At 58.5% G+C, this 16,583-nt stretch carries 14 protein-coding genes; 10 read left to right on the top strand and 4 right to left on the bottom strand.

Annotation, left to right across the window (positions count from 1 at the left end; all coding sequences use genetic code 11):
• Window positions 1-148 precede the first annotated feature (148 nt).
• Window positions 149-2,779: a caspase family protein gene (locus F451_RS26870; protein WP_205624035.1), complete on the top strand. Its 2,631-nt coding sequence runs from the start codon at window positions 149-151 to the stop codon at window positions 2,777-2,779.
• A gap of 73 nt (window positions 2,780-2,852) precedes the next feature.
• Window positions 2,853-4,220, top strand: coding sequence for a serine/threonine-protein kinase (locus tag F451_RS26865; protein WP_083928473.1), 1,368 nt, complete (start codon window positions 2,853-2,855; stop codon window positions 4,218-4,220).
• Here F451_RS26865 and F451_RS0117795 read toward each other — a convergent pair.
• Window positions 4,217-4,903 carry a hypothetical protein gene (locus F451_RS0117795; RefSeq protein ID WP_020682757.1) on the bottom strand — a complete coding sequence of 229 codons (687 nt, stop codon included), beginning with the start codon at window positions 4,901-4,903 and terminating at the stop codon, window positions 4,217-4,219. The two genes, F451_RS26865 and F451_RS0117795, sit on opposite strands and share 4 nt — an antisense overlap.
• Window positions 4,904-5,074: 171 nt before the next feature.
• On the opposite strand from F451_RS0117795, the gene F451_RS25930 reads away from it, so the two are divergent.
• The 8 genes from F451_RS25930 to F451_RS0117750 all read left to right on the top strand — a co-directional run bounded on the left by F451_RS25930 (window position 5,075) and on the right by F451_RS0117750 (window position 10,933).
• Window positions 5,075-5,947: a PP2C family protein-serine/threonine phosphatase gene (locus F451_RS25930; RefSeq protein WP_020682756.1), complete on the top strand. Its 873-nt coding sequence runs from the start codon at window positions 5,075-5,077 to the stop codon at window positions 5,945-5,947.
• A gap of 23 nt (window positions 5,948-5,970) precedes the next feature.
• Entirely contained in the window at window positions 5,971-6,855 is an 885-nt protein-coding gene (locus F451_RS26860; protein ID WP_020682755.1) for an FHA domain-containing protein, read from the top strand.
• A 792-nt stretch (window positions 6,856-7,647) separates the two neighbouring features.
• Window positions 7,648-7,881: a hypothetical protein gene (locus F451_RS0117775; protein WP_020682753.1), complete on the top strand. Its 234-nt coding sequence runs from the start codon at window positions 7,648-7,650 to the stop codon at window positions 7,879-7,881.
• A gap of 74 nt (window positions 7,882-7,955) precedes the next feature.
• Window positions 7,956-8,216, top strand: coding sequence for a hypothetical protein (locus tag F451_RS0117770; protein WP_020682752.1), 261 nt, complete (start codon window positions 7,956-7,958; stop codon window positions 8,214-8,216).
• Window positions 8,217-8,276: 60 nt separating this feature from the next.
• Entirely contained in the window at window positions 8,277-8,444 is a 168-nt protein-coding gene (locus tag F451_RS27835; protein WP_020682751.1) for a hypothetical protein, read from the top strand.
• Between the two features lie 901 nt (window positions 8,445-9,345).
• Window positions 9,346-9,576: a hypothetical protein gene (locus F451_RS0117760; protein ID WP_020682750.1), complete on the top strand. Its 231-nt coding sequence runs from the start codon at window positions 9,346-9,348 to the stop codon at window positions 9,574-9,576.
• Window positions 9,577-9,630: 54 nt separating this feature from the next.
• A complete protein-coding gene (locus tag F451_RS0117755) occupies window positions 9,631-9,885 on the top strand; it encodes a hypothetical protein (RefSeq protein ID WP_020682749.1) in 255 nt (84 codons plus the stop codon).
• Between the two features lie 781 nt (window positions 9,886-10,666).
• Entirely contained in the window at window positions 10,667-10,933 is a 267-nt protein-coding gene (locus F451_RS0117750; RefSeq protein ID WP_020682748.1) for a hypothetical protein, read from the top strand.
• Window positions 10,934-11,158: 225 nt separating this feature from the next.
• Here F451_RS0117750 and F451_RS0117745 read toward each other — a convergent pair whose 3' ends face one another.
• From F451_RS0117745 to F451_RS0117735, 3 genes are all read right to left on the bottom strand, one after another.
• Window positions 11,159-12,436, bottom strand: coding sequence for a sigma-54 interaction domain-containing protein (locus F451_RS0117745; protein WP_020682747.1), 1,278 nt, complete (start codon window positions 12,434-12,436; stop codon window positions 11,159-11,161).
• 101 nt (window positions 12,437-12,537) lie between these two features.
• On the bottom strand, window positions 12,538-15,597 hold the full coding sequence (locus tag F451_RS0117740; RefSeq protein WP_020682746.1) for a peptidase domain-containing ABC transporter: 3,060 nt from the start codon (window positions 15,595-15,597) through the stop codon (window positions 12,538-12,540).
• Window positions 15,598-15,655: 58 nt separating this feature from the next.
• Complete coding sequence (locus tag F451_RS0117735) at window positions 15,656-16,411, bottom strand: peptidylprolyl isomerase (RefSeq protein WP_020682745.1); 756 nt, start codon at window positions 16,409-16,411, stop codon at window positions 15,656-15,658.
• Between the last annotated feature and the right edge of the window lie 172 nt (window positions 16,412-16,583).

Raw genomic sequence — 16,583 nt, 5'->3', positions numbered from 1 at the left:
GCGGCTTGAACTATTATTGTAGGAAGGTGGTGGTGACGTAGCCAATCAGGGGAGAGCCATGACAGCAGGCTGCAGGCGTGGGTATCCGTTCGATCTCCGGGGGCGCGCGTTTCTGATGTGGGCAGGGGTGTACGGGCGGTTCAATACGTTGGTTCTACTGTTGCTGGCGCTGATGCTGACGGGCTGCCAGGGCGGGGCTTCGATGACACCGGCGCCCTTGCCTGAAGCCGCCGCCCGGAACGCCAACGAATTTCTTATCGTGGATTGCCTGCTCCCCGGGCAAGTGCGCAAGCTGGGCCAGCAGCTGACTTATCAGACGGCCAGGCGCCCGATTCGCACCTCGGCCGTTAACTGCGAGATCCGCGGTGGCGAGTATGTGGCTTATGATCGCGCTGACTATGCCAGTGCACTGAAAGTCTGGTTGCCCAAGGCGCAGCTAGGTGATGCAATCGCCCAGAACTATGTCGGCGAGATCTACGAAAAGGGGCTCGGGCTGGCACCGGACTACCGGCTGGCGGCTCACTGGTACCGACTGGCGGCTGAACAGGGGCATGCTCCGGCGCAGATAAACCTGGGCCATCTGAGCGAGAAAGGGCGGGGGGTGCCGCTGGACAGGCAGGCAGCACTTAACTGGTATCGCCAGGCCTCCGGCCTTACCGGTGATGAACTTCAGTTCAGTTCAACGCTGAAGGCGGAATATGCCGAACAGGAACGGGAGCTGACAACGCTGCGCAGCGAGTTGTCCGAGCGGCGCGAGGCGCAGGAACGATTAGAGGCCGAGGTGCAGCGCAGCCAGCAGCAGTTGCGGGCCAGACAGCGTTCGCTCGAGGATGCGAGGCAGCAGATGGAACAGATTCGACGCCAGCTGGAGCAGATGAAGGCGTCACCGGGTGACGCGACCCGTCCGCCGACACCGGCGGTGAACGCCGACCTGCAGCGGCTCACAACGCTGTCCCGCGACAAACAGGCGTTGCAGCGGCAACTCGATGGCATTGGTCAGAACGAAGCAGCCCTGCAACGTCAGCTGGAGGACAAGCAACGGCAACTCGACCAGCTGCAGACCCAGCTGCAGCGAGCCGAGTCGGAGCTGGCCGGCCATCAGCAGGAGTTGTCGTCGACCCGACGGGAACTGGACCTTAGCCGCAGTCAGTTGGCACAGCAGCGGCAGTTGAGTGCCGAACGTTCAGTGCAGAGCGAGGAACAGGCGCGGCTACAGCAGCTTGAACAGCGCAATGGAACACTTCAGGCGCAGCAGCAGCGCTATGAACAGCAGATTGCCCGCAGCCGCCGGCAACAACAACGGCTGCAGCAGGCACTCGATGATCTTCAAACCGAGCGCAGCGTTTCGCAGCAGCAGTTACAGCAATATCGCGAACAGCAGCAGGTACTGCAGCAACAGCTCGACGACAAGGAGAAGCGGTTGCAGGCAATGCAACAGCAGCAAAGGCAGAGCGATGCCGACCTCGCCGCGAGCCGGGCCCGTTATGAGTCCGAACTGGCACTGTTTACCGAGGAAACCCAGGCGCAGAGGCAGCGTCGCCAGCACGAAATTGCTGCGCTGGAGCGGCAATTGCAGGAGCGGCGGCAGCTGGTTAGCACACAGCAGTCCAGTATTGATGAGTTACGCTTGGAAGTGCAGCAGCATAAACGGCAGCTGACGCAACTGACGCAGGTCGAGCCGGCAACGATGGTGGAGCCGCCCTCGATCGAGATTATCGAGCCTCCGGTGGTGCTGATGCGCGGCGTACCCAGCGTGCGGCTGCAGACGCCGCTGCTGGAGCGGGAAGTGATCGGCAAGGTGGTGGCGCCGGCTGGCCTGCTCAGTTTCCAGGTGAATGGCGAGGCGGCGGTGGTGGGGGACAACGGCCTGTTCCAGGTAAAGGTGCCGATTCGTTCGGACCGAACGCCAGTTGAGATCGTCGCGGTCGACCGGCAGGGGCGTCGGGTGGTGGCCGCTTTTTCGCTGATAACCGATGTGCCGGCCGTCAGCAAAGTCAGCGGTGCGCTCGCCGCACAAGCGACTCGGGGACCTGAGCTGGCGCTTGGGAACTACTATGCGCTGATTATCGGCAACAACCAGTATCGCCATTTTCCGAGTCTGAATACCGCCAGAAACGATGCCAGCGAGGCCGCAAGGCTGCTACGTGAACGGTACGGATTCAAGACGACCCTGTTGCTGGACGCTGACCGGTACGCGATCCTGTCGTCGCTGAACCGGTTGCGACAGGAACTCACCGAGCAGGACAATCTGCTGATCTACTATGCCGGCCATGGTGAACTGGACCGGGTTAACGACCGCGGCTACTGGCTCCCGGTGGACGCGGAGCCCGGCAACAGTGCCAATTGGATCTCCAACGTCGATGTCACCGATATCCTCAATGCCATCCGTGCCAAGCAGGTGATGGTGGTGGCCGATTCCTGCTATTCCGGCACTCTCAGCGTGTCGTCGATGCCGCGGCTGGAACTCAGTATTCCCGAGGAGAATCGCAACGAATGGATCATGACGTTGGCGCAGGTGCGGGCGCGTACTGTCCTGACCTCGGGTGGTGTTCAACCGGTGCCGGATTCGGCCGGTGGCAATCATTCGGTGTTTGCCAAGGCTTTTCTCGATACGCTGAATAGCAATCGGCGCGTACTTGAAGGCCATGCCCTCTATCGCGATGTGCTGAAACGGGTGCAGCAGCGCAAGCTCGGGCCGGAGCTACAGCAGGTGCCGGAATATACGCCGATTCATCATGCCGGGCATGAAGCCGGGGAGTTCTTTTTCCGGCCCCTCTGAGACCAGGCCGGCGCTCTGATTGCGGGCCGGTACGGCCGCCCGACAAGGGCACCAACCATCCAGGTGACCCCCTATGTCGCAACAGCAATACCTAGGAAAATACCGGATCGACGGGATTCTCGGCGAAGGCGGCATGGGGGTCGTTTTCCAGGCGTTCGATCCCCATATTGCCCGCACGGTTGCGATTAAGACCGTCCATCCCGAGCTACTGGAAGGAGAACTTGGACGAGACTTGCTGGAGCGGTTTCGTCACGAAGCCCAGGCCGTCGGCCGACTGACGCACCAGAACATCGTTGCCATTTATGAATATGAAGAGGACGAGAAGCAGGGCGCGCCCTTTTTCGTTATGGAGTATGTGGAAGGGCGCGAGCTCAAGGATTATCTGCGCGAAGGCACGCGTTTTCCGTTCAGGCAGGTGCTGAATATCATGTCCCAGGTGCTGGATGCGCTGGAATATACGCACTCGCTGGGTATCATTCATCGCGATATCAAGCCGGCTAATATTATCCTGCTGTCGGACGGCACGGTAAAAATCGCCGATTTCGGCATTGCCAGGCTGGAGTCATCCGACCTGACCCAGACCGGTGGTGTGCTGGGTACGCCCAATTACATGTCGCCGGAACAGTGTCTGGGACAGCCGGTGGACGCTCGCACCGACCTGTTTTCCACCGGTATCGTTCTGTACGAACTGCTGACCGGTAACAAGGCTTTTCCCGGCGACCTGTCCAATACGGTGATCCACCGGATCATTCACGATATGCCCGGCAAGCCGGATACCTCCAACGCAGAGGTAATCCGGTTCTTCAACACAGTGGTGAAGAAAGCCCTGGCCAAGAAGCCCGAAAAGCGTTTCCAGAGCGCCACGGAGTTCCGTAACGCCATCAACGGGTTCAAGGACCGGCGCCGCAGGACGGACAAAAGGCCCCGCTTTCGTCTCTGGATGGCAATCATGGCGCTGGCGGGTTTTCTGATCGGCGAACATGCCTATCAGTGGTACCGTGAAGGGAGGGCAGTGCCGCCGGAACCGGTGGAACTGTCCATACCTCAAGGACTGCCGGCGGTGCCGGGCCTGGCACCGCCGGTTGCTACGCAACGCCAGGGTACACCGGTTGTGTTGAGCCAGGCCGAGCAGGAAAAAGTCGCGCGGCTGCTGGCCGTGGCGAGGGCGCACCTGATGGTGGGCCGGCTGATTCTGCCCCAGGGCAGCAATGCCTACGATGCCTACCAGCTGGTGCTGGAGATGGATCCGGCTAATGCCGTTGCACAACAGGGGGTGGAGATGGTCGCTAACCGGCTGGTGGAGCAGTCCCTGCAACTGTGGCAGGCGGGGGAGTTGGAGGCGGCCAGAGGGCAGATTACACGCGGGCTGGAACTGTTCCCCGCTCACAACGGTCTGCTGGCGCTGCGCCAACGGCTGGATGCCCAGTCGGGGACGCGTTAGTCGATGGGCGGTTCGAGCCGGGTGCCCGGATCGCCGGTACCGAGGCGAATCTCGAGCGCCTGTTGCAGCAGACGGTCCGCCTCGTCCCAGTGCCCGGCCAGCCGTGCATCGCGGGCACGCTGCAGAAACGTCTGGACGAGCATTGAACGGGCCTCCAGAACCTGCGCGTGCTGTGCATCGAGCAGGGTCATCTGTATCAGGTATTCGCTCGCGCTATCCGCTGCGGGCAGATCGATATTGCCGGTCGCCAGGGCCTGGGTGAAACGCTCAAACAGGGCCGTCAGCTGCTGGTGACGCTCGCTGTCCGTGAGGGCGGGCTGCTCCTGAACGCTCAGGGCCTGCAGTCGAAGCCGATATTCGTTGATGGCTTCGTTGGCCGGCTCGCCGGACAGGGCACCGGTTTGTGCGTTTGGAACGGGTAAATGACGCTCGGTCGCAGGAGCTGGGGGCTCTTCATGATTGAGCGGCGGCCACCAGAGCACCGCGAGTGCGGCTACAGCCGCGGTGGCGGCAACCCGCCAGGGATTCAGTCTCCGCCGATGAAGGGTGCGGGTTGGTGCGACCAGGTTGGCCGCGGGAGTGATCGGGCGCGTAGGTTCAAGATCGGCACGGTGCTCTGATGGCCGTCGCACCTGGGTCCGCAGGTCTGTGGGCTTCTTGTCATCCGGTCTGGAATCGATCACGGCAGCACCCTCCGATACTGGCACGGCTGACTACACTTAACTTCAGAGTAGAGTATCGAACCGGACGGCGCGCAGAGGGCGTCGCCGCCGCCGGGCGTTTGCCGATGTGCCAATCGACGCTGCCGTTCAGCGGTACCTTCGTCGCTACTTTATCATCGTTCTAGGAGCAGCATGGCTTTCCTCTCCTGTGGCTATGGATCCGACGTCGGACGCATTCGGAACCATAACGAAGACAGTTTCGTGGTCGATCCGCAACTCGGGTTGTGGCTGGTTGCCGATGGCATGGGCGGACACAGCGGCGGAGAGGTGGCCAGCGCCATTGCGAGCCTGGTGGTGCACCAGCGCGTTGCCGGGGGGCTGTCGCTGCGCGAGGCTATTCAGGATGCGCATCTGGCCATTCTGGCTGCGGCCGAGCAGGGCGATGGCATCAAGGGGATGGGAGCGACCCTGGTCGCATTGCACGCAAGGGATCTGCACTACGAGATCGCCTGGGTCGGCGACAGTCGGGCCTACCTTTGGGATTCCGCGGAACCTGCCCTGAGCCAGCTCAGTCACGATCATTCCTATGTTCAGCTGCTGGTAGACAGAGGGGTACTGAGCGAACGGGAGGCAGTCGGTCATCCCCAGGCGCATGTGGTGCTACAGGCACTGGGCGTCCCTGAACGCCACGAACTGCGGGTGAGCCGCAGCAGCGGGCAGTGGCAGCGCGGGCAGCGCATTCTGCTCTGCAGCGATGGCCTTAGCGGCGAACTGGATGCCGTCGAATTGGGCCAGATTTTGGGCTCCGGCGTTGATGAGCAGGTGCAGGCGGATCGCCTGATTCAGGCCGCGCTGACCCATGGCGGGCGCGATAATATCAGCGCCATCGTGGTCGCGGCACCCCAGGATGCGCCGCAAGCCCTAAACCTGGATGCGACCGTGCCGCGCGCCGAACCGGCCCCTGCGCCCAGGTCAGCATCGCCGAAGTTCGATCGCCGGCTTGGATATCTGGGAGCTGCAGTGCTCGGGGTACTTCTGATCGTTCTGGCATTCTTCCTGGTATAACGGCAGGCTCGCAGGAGCAGGATATGAACCACAACAAGGGCGAATCGCCGGCGCCGGAGCCGCCAGCGCAGGTTACCGTCAGTGGCTGGTCGCTGGAGTCCGACAAGCTGCAAGGTGGCTGCCTGGCGCTGACCGGGGCATTGATCATCGGGCGGGGATCGGACTGCGATTTGGTCATCGACGATTCCCATCTGTCACGCCGGCATGCCGCCATCCGTGTTGCCGACACCTGTCTGCAGGTAGAGGACCTGGGGTCGGCCAATGGCACCTATCTCAACGGCGAAAGGATTAGCCAAGCTGAGGCACATCACGGTGACGAAATCTGGCTGGATCAGCTGGTATTTCGGGTGACCGGGCCTCAATCCGGCGATTTTGACGCGACACAGTTGCGCGATCCTGACGCCACAGCGCTACATGTGGCTGTCGGTACCGCAATGCGGCATCGGGATGGTGATGAGAACGAGCACACCCGGGTGCTGCGTAGAGGGAAAGCCTGGTTTGTTATGACTGACGGCCAGCGTTGCGAAATCGCAGCGGGGCGGATACGGATTGGACGAGCGCCGGACAACGACCTTGTGCTTGATGACCCTTCAGTGTCGTCGCACCATGCCGAGCTTTCGAATCAGCTGGGGCAATGGATCCTGACCGACCTGCAGTCCACTAACGGCACCTGTGTTGACGGCCGCTCCGTTGAGCAGGCACAGCTGAGCGACGGCGCGCGGGTGCGTTTCGGCGAGCTGGACATGCAGCTCGTGCTGGATTCGCACGCTCAGCCGCGAGACGCGCCCCCAAGGGCTGGACAGCGCAGCGGTAACCCGCGACGAAAATCTCCCTGGCTGTGGTTCGGGCTGCTGGTATTGATCACCTGCGCCGTCCTGGTGCTGTTACTGATGCCGCGTTCGGGTTAGCTTCCAGCAGCCTGGCATCCGTCGGCCAGTACCCGACCGTTGGCACTATACTGATGCAGTAAAGAAAGGCAGTTGCGAAGTCGATTCTGACCCGCAGGGGAGAACGAACATGGCTACTCTGGTAATCAAGGATCTCGAGGAAAACAGGGAACTGGACAGCAAAGCGATGAGGACCATTGTCGGTGGTCGTCGTGTCCGCCTGCGCAGGGACCCGCTTAGCAGGCTGTTGAAAAGCGTTAGCGGGGCAGCTAGCGCAAGCGGTGCGCCACCCGGACAAAAATCGTCGAAATGAAAGAGTTTATGGCCGATAAAAGACCGATTCATTCGCGTCGCCCACCCTGCGAGGCTGCAGTAAAGTGCGTTCAGGCAAAGCCTGTAAGCCGTTATTTTTAACGCCGTTATTTTTAACGCCGTTATTTTTACGCCGTGATCAGCAACGCAGGTCGTTTGTCAGCAGCCGGTTAGGTGCAGTCTCTGTATGGCCATGTCCACTCTTCAGGCGGATCCTTTAACCGTTGATTGAGCGCAGAAAGATAGTGTGAAACCTGTTTTGTAGCAGCAAACAATTATCCTTAACATTGTTGAATAACACCAAACGTATATCCACTTCAAAACCCGGGCAGGCAGCCCGGATTTTTTTGTGGTCAATAAATTAATCCATTTAAATCAAGCTGTTAATTTGTCTATATGCAGATTTTCGGGGAGTTGGCACAGGGGCTGCAATACACAGGTCAGAGCGAACAGCCACAGTGGAAGCCGCTCTTACGACCCTGAACCCTTGGAGATATTGCCATGACTATCAGCATCTGCGACCTGCACGAAAGCAAAACACTCGATAACCGGGCACTGGCCAGCGTCCGTGGCGGTTACGCATTCAACCCCGGATACCTGATGCCCAAGCCGGCCTGGTTCGGCCCGGTCAGCACCAGCATCAAGCAGCTGACCAACGTCAATACCCAGCTGAACATTGCGGTTCTGAGCCAGGACATTTTCCAGGGCAACAGCAACGTTGTATCCCAGGCTTGATTGCAAAGTGCCCCTGCGGGGCGGGGGCACTAGCTGATCCATACCGATTAGAGAACGACATTCAGGAGTACGACATGACAATCCTCATCAACGACCTTGTACAGAACGAACAGCTGGATGCCCGTGCCATGGCCACAGTGCAGGGCGGCAAGGCGATCTTTGCCAACGGTCAGTTCCATATGCTGCCCCATGGGCCCAAAGGCCACGGGCCGGCGGTGATCCTGCCCGGCAATTTTTTCCACCAGAGCCTGAGTAATGTGTCCAATCAGCTCAATATCGTGGTCAACAGTCAGAACGTGACTCAGAGCAACAGCAACACTGTGATCCAGTTTTAACTTCGAGGCATGACGCGGGAGATGAAACGGACTCGCTCCCGCCACGAACAGGAGAATCCGATGATGAATTTTTTCAAACAACTGATGCAGCGCCTGATTCAACCGTTCGCGCCCCGTGTTTCCGGCGCCAGACAACTGGGCAAACATACACTGCGCGATCTGGGTATCGACCCCATGGCAGCCGAACATCAGCGCAATGCCGAGCTGTGGCAAAAACTCGCAGCCTGATAGACCGCGTGTTCATCCACATGTCGCGATCACCCTGAGACCGGTCAACTGACCGGTCTTGTCTTTTCTGCGCAACGGATTTCAGTTTCCAGTTTCCAGATCCTTCCCCTAGCCGTGGCGGTCGGTCTGTTGTCGCTCATCTCGAAGCCCTCTGCGCCTGCGGCTCGCGATGAAATGCAGCCGCGGCACCTTCACACCCGCTCAATCTCACCATTCAGCTTCCATTGGGCTGTACATCGGCTGTGCAGGGAGTCCATGGGCTTTTTGGTGCCTTTATTAACCCCTCTCGGACCAATGGTTTCCCTGCCTACGTGTCCGTTATGTACAGGAAGTACTGTCCCTTACATTTGCTCCTGCGATATAAGGATTTCCGTCATCCCTGACGGTTATGGCGCGCACTCATGGATGCATGTCAGTGGTCACGCTGGACTTTTCCGGGGGGAAGGGGGCGTTTGCACTGGGCCATCTGTTCAACGGAAGACCCAATGATGAAATGTCCCTGTTACATGTATTTGACATAATCACCCGTAGCGTTGTAATGCTGCACTGAAAATGGGTTTGCACAGCGCTTGTTTGTCCGGGGATTTTCGTTCTCGCTTGGCTGCAGGGCTTCGTACTATGCCAATAGCATTGGATCAATGCGTTAATTCGACACACTATTATTGTTGTTGAAGCAATAACAGATCGAAATCAAATGTTGTCTGCTGGCAGACTAATTTCTCCGGTGAGCGAATTCGATTATTCTGGGTAAACAATGCCATTAAATAAAAATCTTTAATTTTCAAATTGTTAAATATACTTAGGTTTTTTTGTAAGTTATTGGCACAAGCTCTGCATTCAACAAGACAAGAGTAACCAATACTCTTGCCTGAACCTTCAGATTACAACCGGAGATACCATCATGACTCATATTGCCATCAATGACCTGAACGAAAACAAGGCTCTGGATAACCAGGCTCTGGCGAAAATTCGCGGCGGTTTCAGCTGGGGCTACCAGCAGGGCGTTAAAAACTGGTTTGGCCCGGTTAATTCCAGTATCAAGGAACTGACCAATATCAATACCCAGCTCAATATCGCGGTACTGAGCCAGGGCGTATTTCAGAATAATTCCAACTTTGTAAGTCAGGCCTGATCTTTGGGGCCTGAGGGCCCCGGATCCACCCCCCAATTTTCCGGAGAAACGACCATGACTATCATCATCCACGATCTGCAGCAGAACAGCGAACTGGACAACAAGGCAATGGCCGGTGTACGGGGTGGCTACAGCACCCTGGTCGCCAGTCAGGGACTCAAGCTGATGCCGAAAATGCCGGGCTACGGTCTGTTGTACCCGAGCAACATTACGCACCAGAGCCTGAACAACTACAGCGAGCAGCTCAATATCGCCGTAGGCAGTGCCTACGTCAGTCAGGGCAACAGTAATACTGTGATGCAGTTCTGATAAACTTGTTCCGATTCAAAACCGGCCCCAGCGGCCGGTTTTTTATTATGTTCAGGATGAACGGTATACCGCGGGCGCATGGATGCGCATGAGCGGTGATGTTCAGGATGAACGGTATACCGCGAGCGCATGGATGCGCATAAGCGGTGATGTTCAGAATGAACGGTCCCTGGCATTTTCTCCTGCAATATCAGGATTTCCGCCACCGCTGGCGACAATTGTCATTTGTTCCTGAAATGCCAGCTATTTTACGTAGGTGGACTATTAACCCGGGATCTGCTAACGCAGAGATGTTTACTATTGGCCGCAGGACAATGCGAGCCCCGCAGCACTTGTCATGTCCATGCACCGGCAGCCATATTCATGGGTTGAGGGTCCAGGGAAACCTGATTGTCCTATGGTTTAAGTCATAAACAGGCTTGAATGTAATGGTGGTTTTTGTATAGCCGGTCAATCGGAGGGGTATGAATGAGTGTTCCAGTGGATCGGGCTTTTTCTATATATAACAAGCTATCGTTTAAATTCTGCGCCGTGTGCGGGCCACTATTGTTTGGCCATTGAAAACATGTTCTTCGTAAAATGTTTTATTTTAAATAACTATTTGTGAGGAATGCCTTTTTGGATATGTAACTTGATTGCGCTTGATAAATAAAAGTTTTATTTTTTCAACGATTTACCATTAAACAAAATAAAAATTACGAACCTGGCATGGGGTCTGCAATATACAAGACAAGAGCCAACCGGCTCTTAATCCAAGATGTTAAATAGCGGAGATACCATCATGACTCGACTGACCATCAACGACCTGCACGACAGCAAAGACCTCGACAGCAAAGCCATGACCCAGGTACGCGGCGGTTATACCGCAATGGCCAACACCCTGGTTACTACCATGGGCCCCTACAGTGGTTTGAAACTGCATCAGCCCTCGCTCTATCCGAGTACCTTTGTGAAGAAAAGCCTGACCAATATCAGCGAGCAGCTTAATATTGCCGTAGGCAGTGCCTATGTAAGCCAGGGCAACTCGAACTCGGTCATTCAGTACTGAGTCCCACTGCCCCCGGGTTTCGTCCCGGGGGCAACGTATTGATCCGTTAGCGTTCACCTGTAGAGTGATAATGAACACCGCGAGGAGTCCGCTTCAGTGTCCGCTTTTGAACTGATTCATCACACACGTCAACTGGTTTTACTTATCGCCATGCTCGGCCTTTCAGCCACCGCTGGTGTGCTGTTCGCTGAACTGTCAGGAAATTGATGCGCGGGCATCGCCCGGTCATTTTTCCGGGGGCTGGCGATAATCCTTGGAATGCAGCGCGTGCTTCTTGAGCAGCGTCTGCAGATAGGACCGGTTCATGCCGGTCCGTTGTGCCAGTTCCGTGACCTTCCCATTGACCTTTTGCAATCCCTGTTCCAGATAAGCCCTTTCCGCCGCATCGCTGGCCTGCTGCCTGATGTCACTCAGCGACAGTAGCTCGTCTGCGTCACTGGCCTTGGCCTTCGACTTCGGCCTAATGTCTTCAGGCAGTTGGGCGGGGGAGGCGATCTCGTCCGCGAGGCAGGACAGGCGGTAGATCAGGTTGCGCAGTTCCCGGATATTACCCGGATAGGCGTAGGTCAGCAGGAAACTGCGCAGCGCAGGGGTCATGCGTACGGGCGCGCGGCTGAGCTTTTCCGCCGCCTCGTCGCAGAAATAATCGATCAGCAGCGGAATCTCGTCGCGACGTTCGCGCAGCGGCGGCAGGGTGACATGGATGACGCCGAGGCGGTAATAGAGATCTTCGCGAAAGGTACCTTCACGGGCCATCTGCAGCAGGTTGCGGTTGGTTGCGGCGACAATGCGGGTATCCACTTCGATGATCTCGTCGGAGCCCACACGCTGGATTTCGTTGGCCTGCAGTACCCGCAGCAGCTTGACCTGTCCGGCTAACGGCAGCTCGCCCACCTCGTCCAGAAAGATGGTGCCGTGGTGGGCGCTCTCGAACTTGCCCTTGCGATCGTTGCTGGCACCGGTAAAGGCTCCACGCTTGTGGCCGAACAGTTCCGACTCCAGCAGGTTTTCCGGAATGGCGCCGCAATTGATCGAGATAAAGGGCTTGTCGGCCCGGCTGCCGTTGACATGCACTAGCTTGGCCATCAGCTCCTTGCCGGTGCCGCTTTCGCCCTCGACAAGCACCGGAAGATCGGTCGGTGCCGCCCGTTCGGCGATCTCCAGCGCATCAAGCAGTTTCGGGCTTTCGCCAAAAACTCCCTCGAATACGAAGTCACGTTCCAGCAGAGCTTGTCGCCGCTGTTGGCGCGAGAGTGCGGGGGCCTGTTCCTCGCTGTCTGCTTCACGCGGCGGCGCCGTTTCCTCACTGGACTGTTGGAGCCGGGCCTGGCGCGATAGCAGCATCAGGCCGCTACGCACTTCGTTGAGCTGCAGCTGCAGTTTCTGCTTGTCGGCTGATGAGAGCCCCGGCATCCAGCGCAGGCTCGATCGCAGCACTTCGATTTTTTCCAGCAGTCCGCCGTAGGAGGCGGAAGAGAGCGGTTTGAGGTTTAGTGCTTTCATAAGGTGTCGCCTGGCAATTCGGAGGATATCGCCCTCTTGGGTCAAGGCCCAACCTGCATTTTCTAACCTAATGCCTTCGTCGCGAGGCGCCGCTCCTGCGTCTATTGCGTCAGTGCCGCGCCGGACAGCTGCTTCTGCACCAGCTGGTAATACATGCCGCGCTGGTCCAGCAGCTCCTGGTGGCCGCCCTGTTCGGTAATGCAGCCATCGTAGAGTACCAGGATCTTGTCGGCGTTCATCACGGTGCTCAGACGGTGGGCTATCACGATGGCAGTGCGGCCCTTCAGAATCTCGTGCATGTGGCCGAGGATATTGCTTTCGGACTGGGTATCGAGCGCCGAGGTGGCCTCGTCGAAGATCAGCAGGCGCGGGTTGTGATAGAGGGCACGGGCAATGCACAATCGCTGGACCTGGCCGCCGGACAGGCCGACACCGCGTTCGCCAACGACCTGTTCATAACCCAGCGGCAGGTTGCTGATGTAGCCGTGGGCATCGGCCATTTTCGCCACCTCGACAATGCGGCGCCTGTCCGGATTGTCGTCACCGATGGCAATGTTCTCCGCCACGGTGCCGGAAAACACCAGATTTGACTGCATCACGTAACCGACCTGAGCGCGGTAATATTCCATGTCGATCTGGCCCAGGTCGTAGCCATCGACTAGGATCCGCCCCTCGGATGGCGGATAAAAGCCGACCAGCAGCTTGGCCAGGGTGGTCTTGCCGGATCCGCTCTGGCCGACGATCGCCACCAGCTGGCCCGGTTTGATCTCGCAGCTGATGTTTTCGAGAACGTAGGGCGTTTCGTTGCCACCGTAGCGGAAATAGACGTTCTCCAGCCGGATATCGCCCTGCAGGTCCGGCAGCAGGATGCGCGACGACAGGGTTTCCGGTTTCTGCTCCGGCTCCAGGTCGAGCACATCGCCAAGCCGCTCCATGGCGATGCCTGCCTCGTGCAGCTCGTCCCAGAGTCCGACCAGCCCCATCAGCGGCGCCATGACGCTGCCCATCAGCATGTTGAAGGCAATCAGCTGTCCGATGCTCAATTCCTGCTGCAGCACCAGGGTAGCGCCGACCCAGAGCACGACGATGGTGGTGGCGGCGCTCAACAGCTGGCCGCCGAGCTGGATCTGCGCCTGGAAGCGGCCGGCGCGATACTGCACATCCAGCGAGCGGGCATACTTGCGCTCCCACTTCAGGCGCACGGCGCGCTCGATGCCCATGCCCTTGATGGTTTCGGCCCCGCTCAGGGTTTCCATCAGCACCGATTCGGCGTCGGTGGAGGCTTCAAAGGCTTCCCGGGCATAGTGCTTTAGGCGTGGCGTAACCAGTACGGTGAGCAGCGCGATCGGTACCACCATGGCAATCAGCAGCAAGGTCATCTGCACGTTGTAGATGAACAGCACGGTGAAATAGATGAAAACCATCAGCAGGTTAAGCAGGGTACTGATGGTGGATTCAGTGAGAAACTGACGGATCTTGTGGTTTTCCTGGAAGCGGGCGAAGATGTCGCCGGTGCGGCGCTTGGTGAAAAACGACACCGGCAGCGCCAGGCAGTGCTTGAAGAAACCGGCGATCATGCTGAAGTCCAGATTGCGCATCAGGAAGTTGGCGAGCAGCGCTCGCATCAGCACCGTGAGCTGGGTGAACACCTGGGCGATGATGAGTCCGAAGATCAGCACGTGCAGCAGCTCGACACTCTGGTGCACGACCACGCGGTCGAGGATGTTCTGCATGATGATTGGCGGCGCCAGGCTGAGCACCTCTATCACCAGGGTGGCCAGGAACAGGTAACCGAGCAGTTTCCTGAACGGTTGCAGGTAGGCGATAAAACGCAGCCAGGGAGAACGGCCAGCGGCCAGCTGAACCAGGCTTTCGCCGGGCGTGAAGATCAGGCAGGTGCCGCTCCAGCCGCGTTCGAACTCCGCCACCGTCAGCTTGCGAAATCCCAGTGCCGGGTCTGCGACCCAGACATGGTGTTTGGAGATGCCATAGACCACAACGTAGTGGTAACCCTCCCAGTGGACAATGAAGGGCAGCTCGAAGCCCAGCAGCGCCTGATAGGTGCACTGCACACCACGGGTGCTGAATCCGAGGGACTCGCCAACCCGTGCCAGGCTTTCCAGGGTGGCGCCTTCGGTGGTGACATTGGCCAGTTCCCGCAGTTTTCCGAGGGTCAGATTGATGTGGTAGTGACGACAGATCATCGCCAGGCAGGCGGCGCCGCAGTCCATCTCCTCGGCCTGTTCCACCAGAGGAAAGCGCCGGATAATGCGCTCGCCGTGCCCGGGTTTGGAGAACAGATCGAGCAGTATCCGGCGGTTGCGCCGCTCGGCCAGCTTTTTCTGGCGCTGCAGCTCCCGTTCGATGAACTGGATTCGCTCTTCCAGCACGGTAACGACCGCCGGGTTGCGTTCCAGGATAAAGTTGATGGTCTGTTCGGGGATAACCAGCAGTACGGTGTCTGTCTCTGCTACGGCGCTGGCGGGCTGTTCCTGTTTGAGCAGGCAGGCCTTTTCGCCAAAGGATTCACCCTGCTGCAGGGTGGCCAGCGGGTACTCGTTGTCGGCCTCCTGGTATTTCAGCTGCACCTTGCCCTGGCGCACGATATAGAGGCGCCGATCCTCGCGGCTACCCTGGGTCAGGATGGTCTGACCCGCCTTGACCGGCTTGACACCGATGCTCTGGATAAACTCCTCCAGCTCCCCGGGGGCTACCTTGCCGCGCAGGTTGAACAGGCGGGTGACAAAGCCGCCGGCCGTGCTGATGGCCGTCAGGCGTGCAATGTAGTCGGCGGCCGCCGGATTGCGCTGCAGCAGCGGCGCTAGTGCGGCACGGGGAAAATGCACCAGCTGGGTCTTGGCCGAGGCGCGCACCGAATACTCCAGCCGGTGCTCGCGCAGCGCTGCGAGTTCGGCGAACACCTCGCCGCTCTTGCGCACGCCAAGGCTCGTTTCCTTGCCCTGTTCCTCGGTGAACAGCCGCACCGTGCCTTTGATAATGACGTAGAGGCCCAGGCCGGGTTCGCCGGCCCTGAGAATGGTGTCGCCGAAGTCGTGCTGGCTCGGCTCGGCGCGGGCAGCGAGTTCCGACAATTCCTCATGGCTGAACGTCGAGAAAAAATCGATGCCGGCGAGAAACTCGACCAGTTCATCGCTCTCCAAAATCGTTCTCCCTTTCAAGTCGTTAGCGTTTAGCCTGCAGCTTATTCTGAGCCTTCCCTCACAAATACTCGATACGATGTTCGCTGGCGCGGGCCTGTAGCCATTCCCGGTGCAGCAGTTTTTTCACTTCGGCACGGGTACTGTCGTCGAGCTTGGCCGGGTGACGGGCAGTGACCATGAATATCTCGAACAGCCGGCCATCGTCGGATGGGAAGGGACCCAGGGCCTCGTTGACGGCCGCATTGAACACCTTGGCTTCGGCCTCGCCGAACAGGGCTCCGCGCAGTATTCGGCCCAGGACTCCCCCCTGTTCCCGGCTCTCCTCGGCAAGCGAGTGCTCCTGGGCGAGTTCAGTAAAGCTGTCCGGATCGTCTTCGAGCAGCGCCACGATCTCGCGTGCCTTGTCCTCGGAATCGAGCAGGATATGGCTGATTTCGACGGCGTCGAACTTGGGCGAGTGCAGGCTGAAATAGTCCTCGATCGCCTGATCACTGCAGATCTGTGCCATCATTTTTTCCCGGTACAGGGTATCGGTCAGGTAGCGCTCGAAGTCATCCAGGGTCATGCCCATGGCTTCGAGGTAGTTGAACATGTCCTTGGCGCGGTGCAGTCCTTCCACGCGCCGCAGGTTGTCGGCACGTTCCTGAAGCTCTTCGGGGCTGACGTCCAGGCGCTGTTTGCGAGCTTCCAGGACGGTCAGCTTGTCGCTCAGGACTTCCTCCAGCAGGTCTTCGAGGCGGTCCTTGAACTTCAGAATCTTGATAAAGTCGTCGGTGCTGATGTATTCCTCATCGATGCGGGCGATATTGCTCATATCGGTGCCTCCTGGCTGTTGAACAGGGGCGATAGCCCAAATTAAGGGCCCGGCTCCGCTGGAGCCGTGGCCCTATCGGAAATCGTGTTGGTACAAGCTTCTTTAGGTATAGCCATTTTTTGGTCGTCGCGTTTCGTTTCCTCCAGAAGTGGGGATGGCGCCAGGGCGTTGC

It is taken from the genome of Marinobacterium rhizophilum DSM 18822, from assembly GCF_000378045.1.
Taxonomy (GTDB): Bacteria; Pseudomonadota; Gammaproteobacteria; order Pseudomonadales; family Balneatricaceae; genus Marinobacterium_A; species Marinobacterium_A rhizophilum.
Note: the sequence above shows the minus strand (reverse complement) of the source record. Positions and strands in the feature narration are given on the sequence as shown.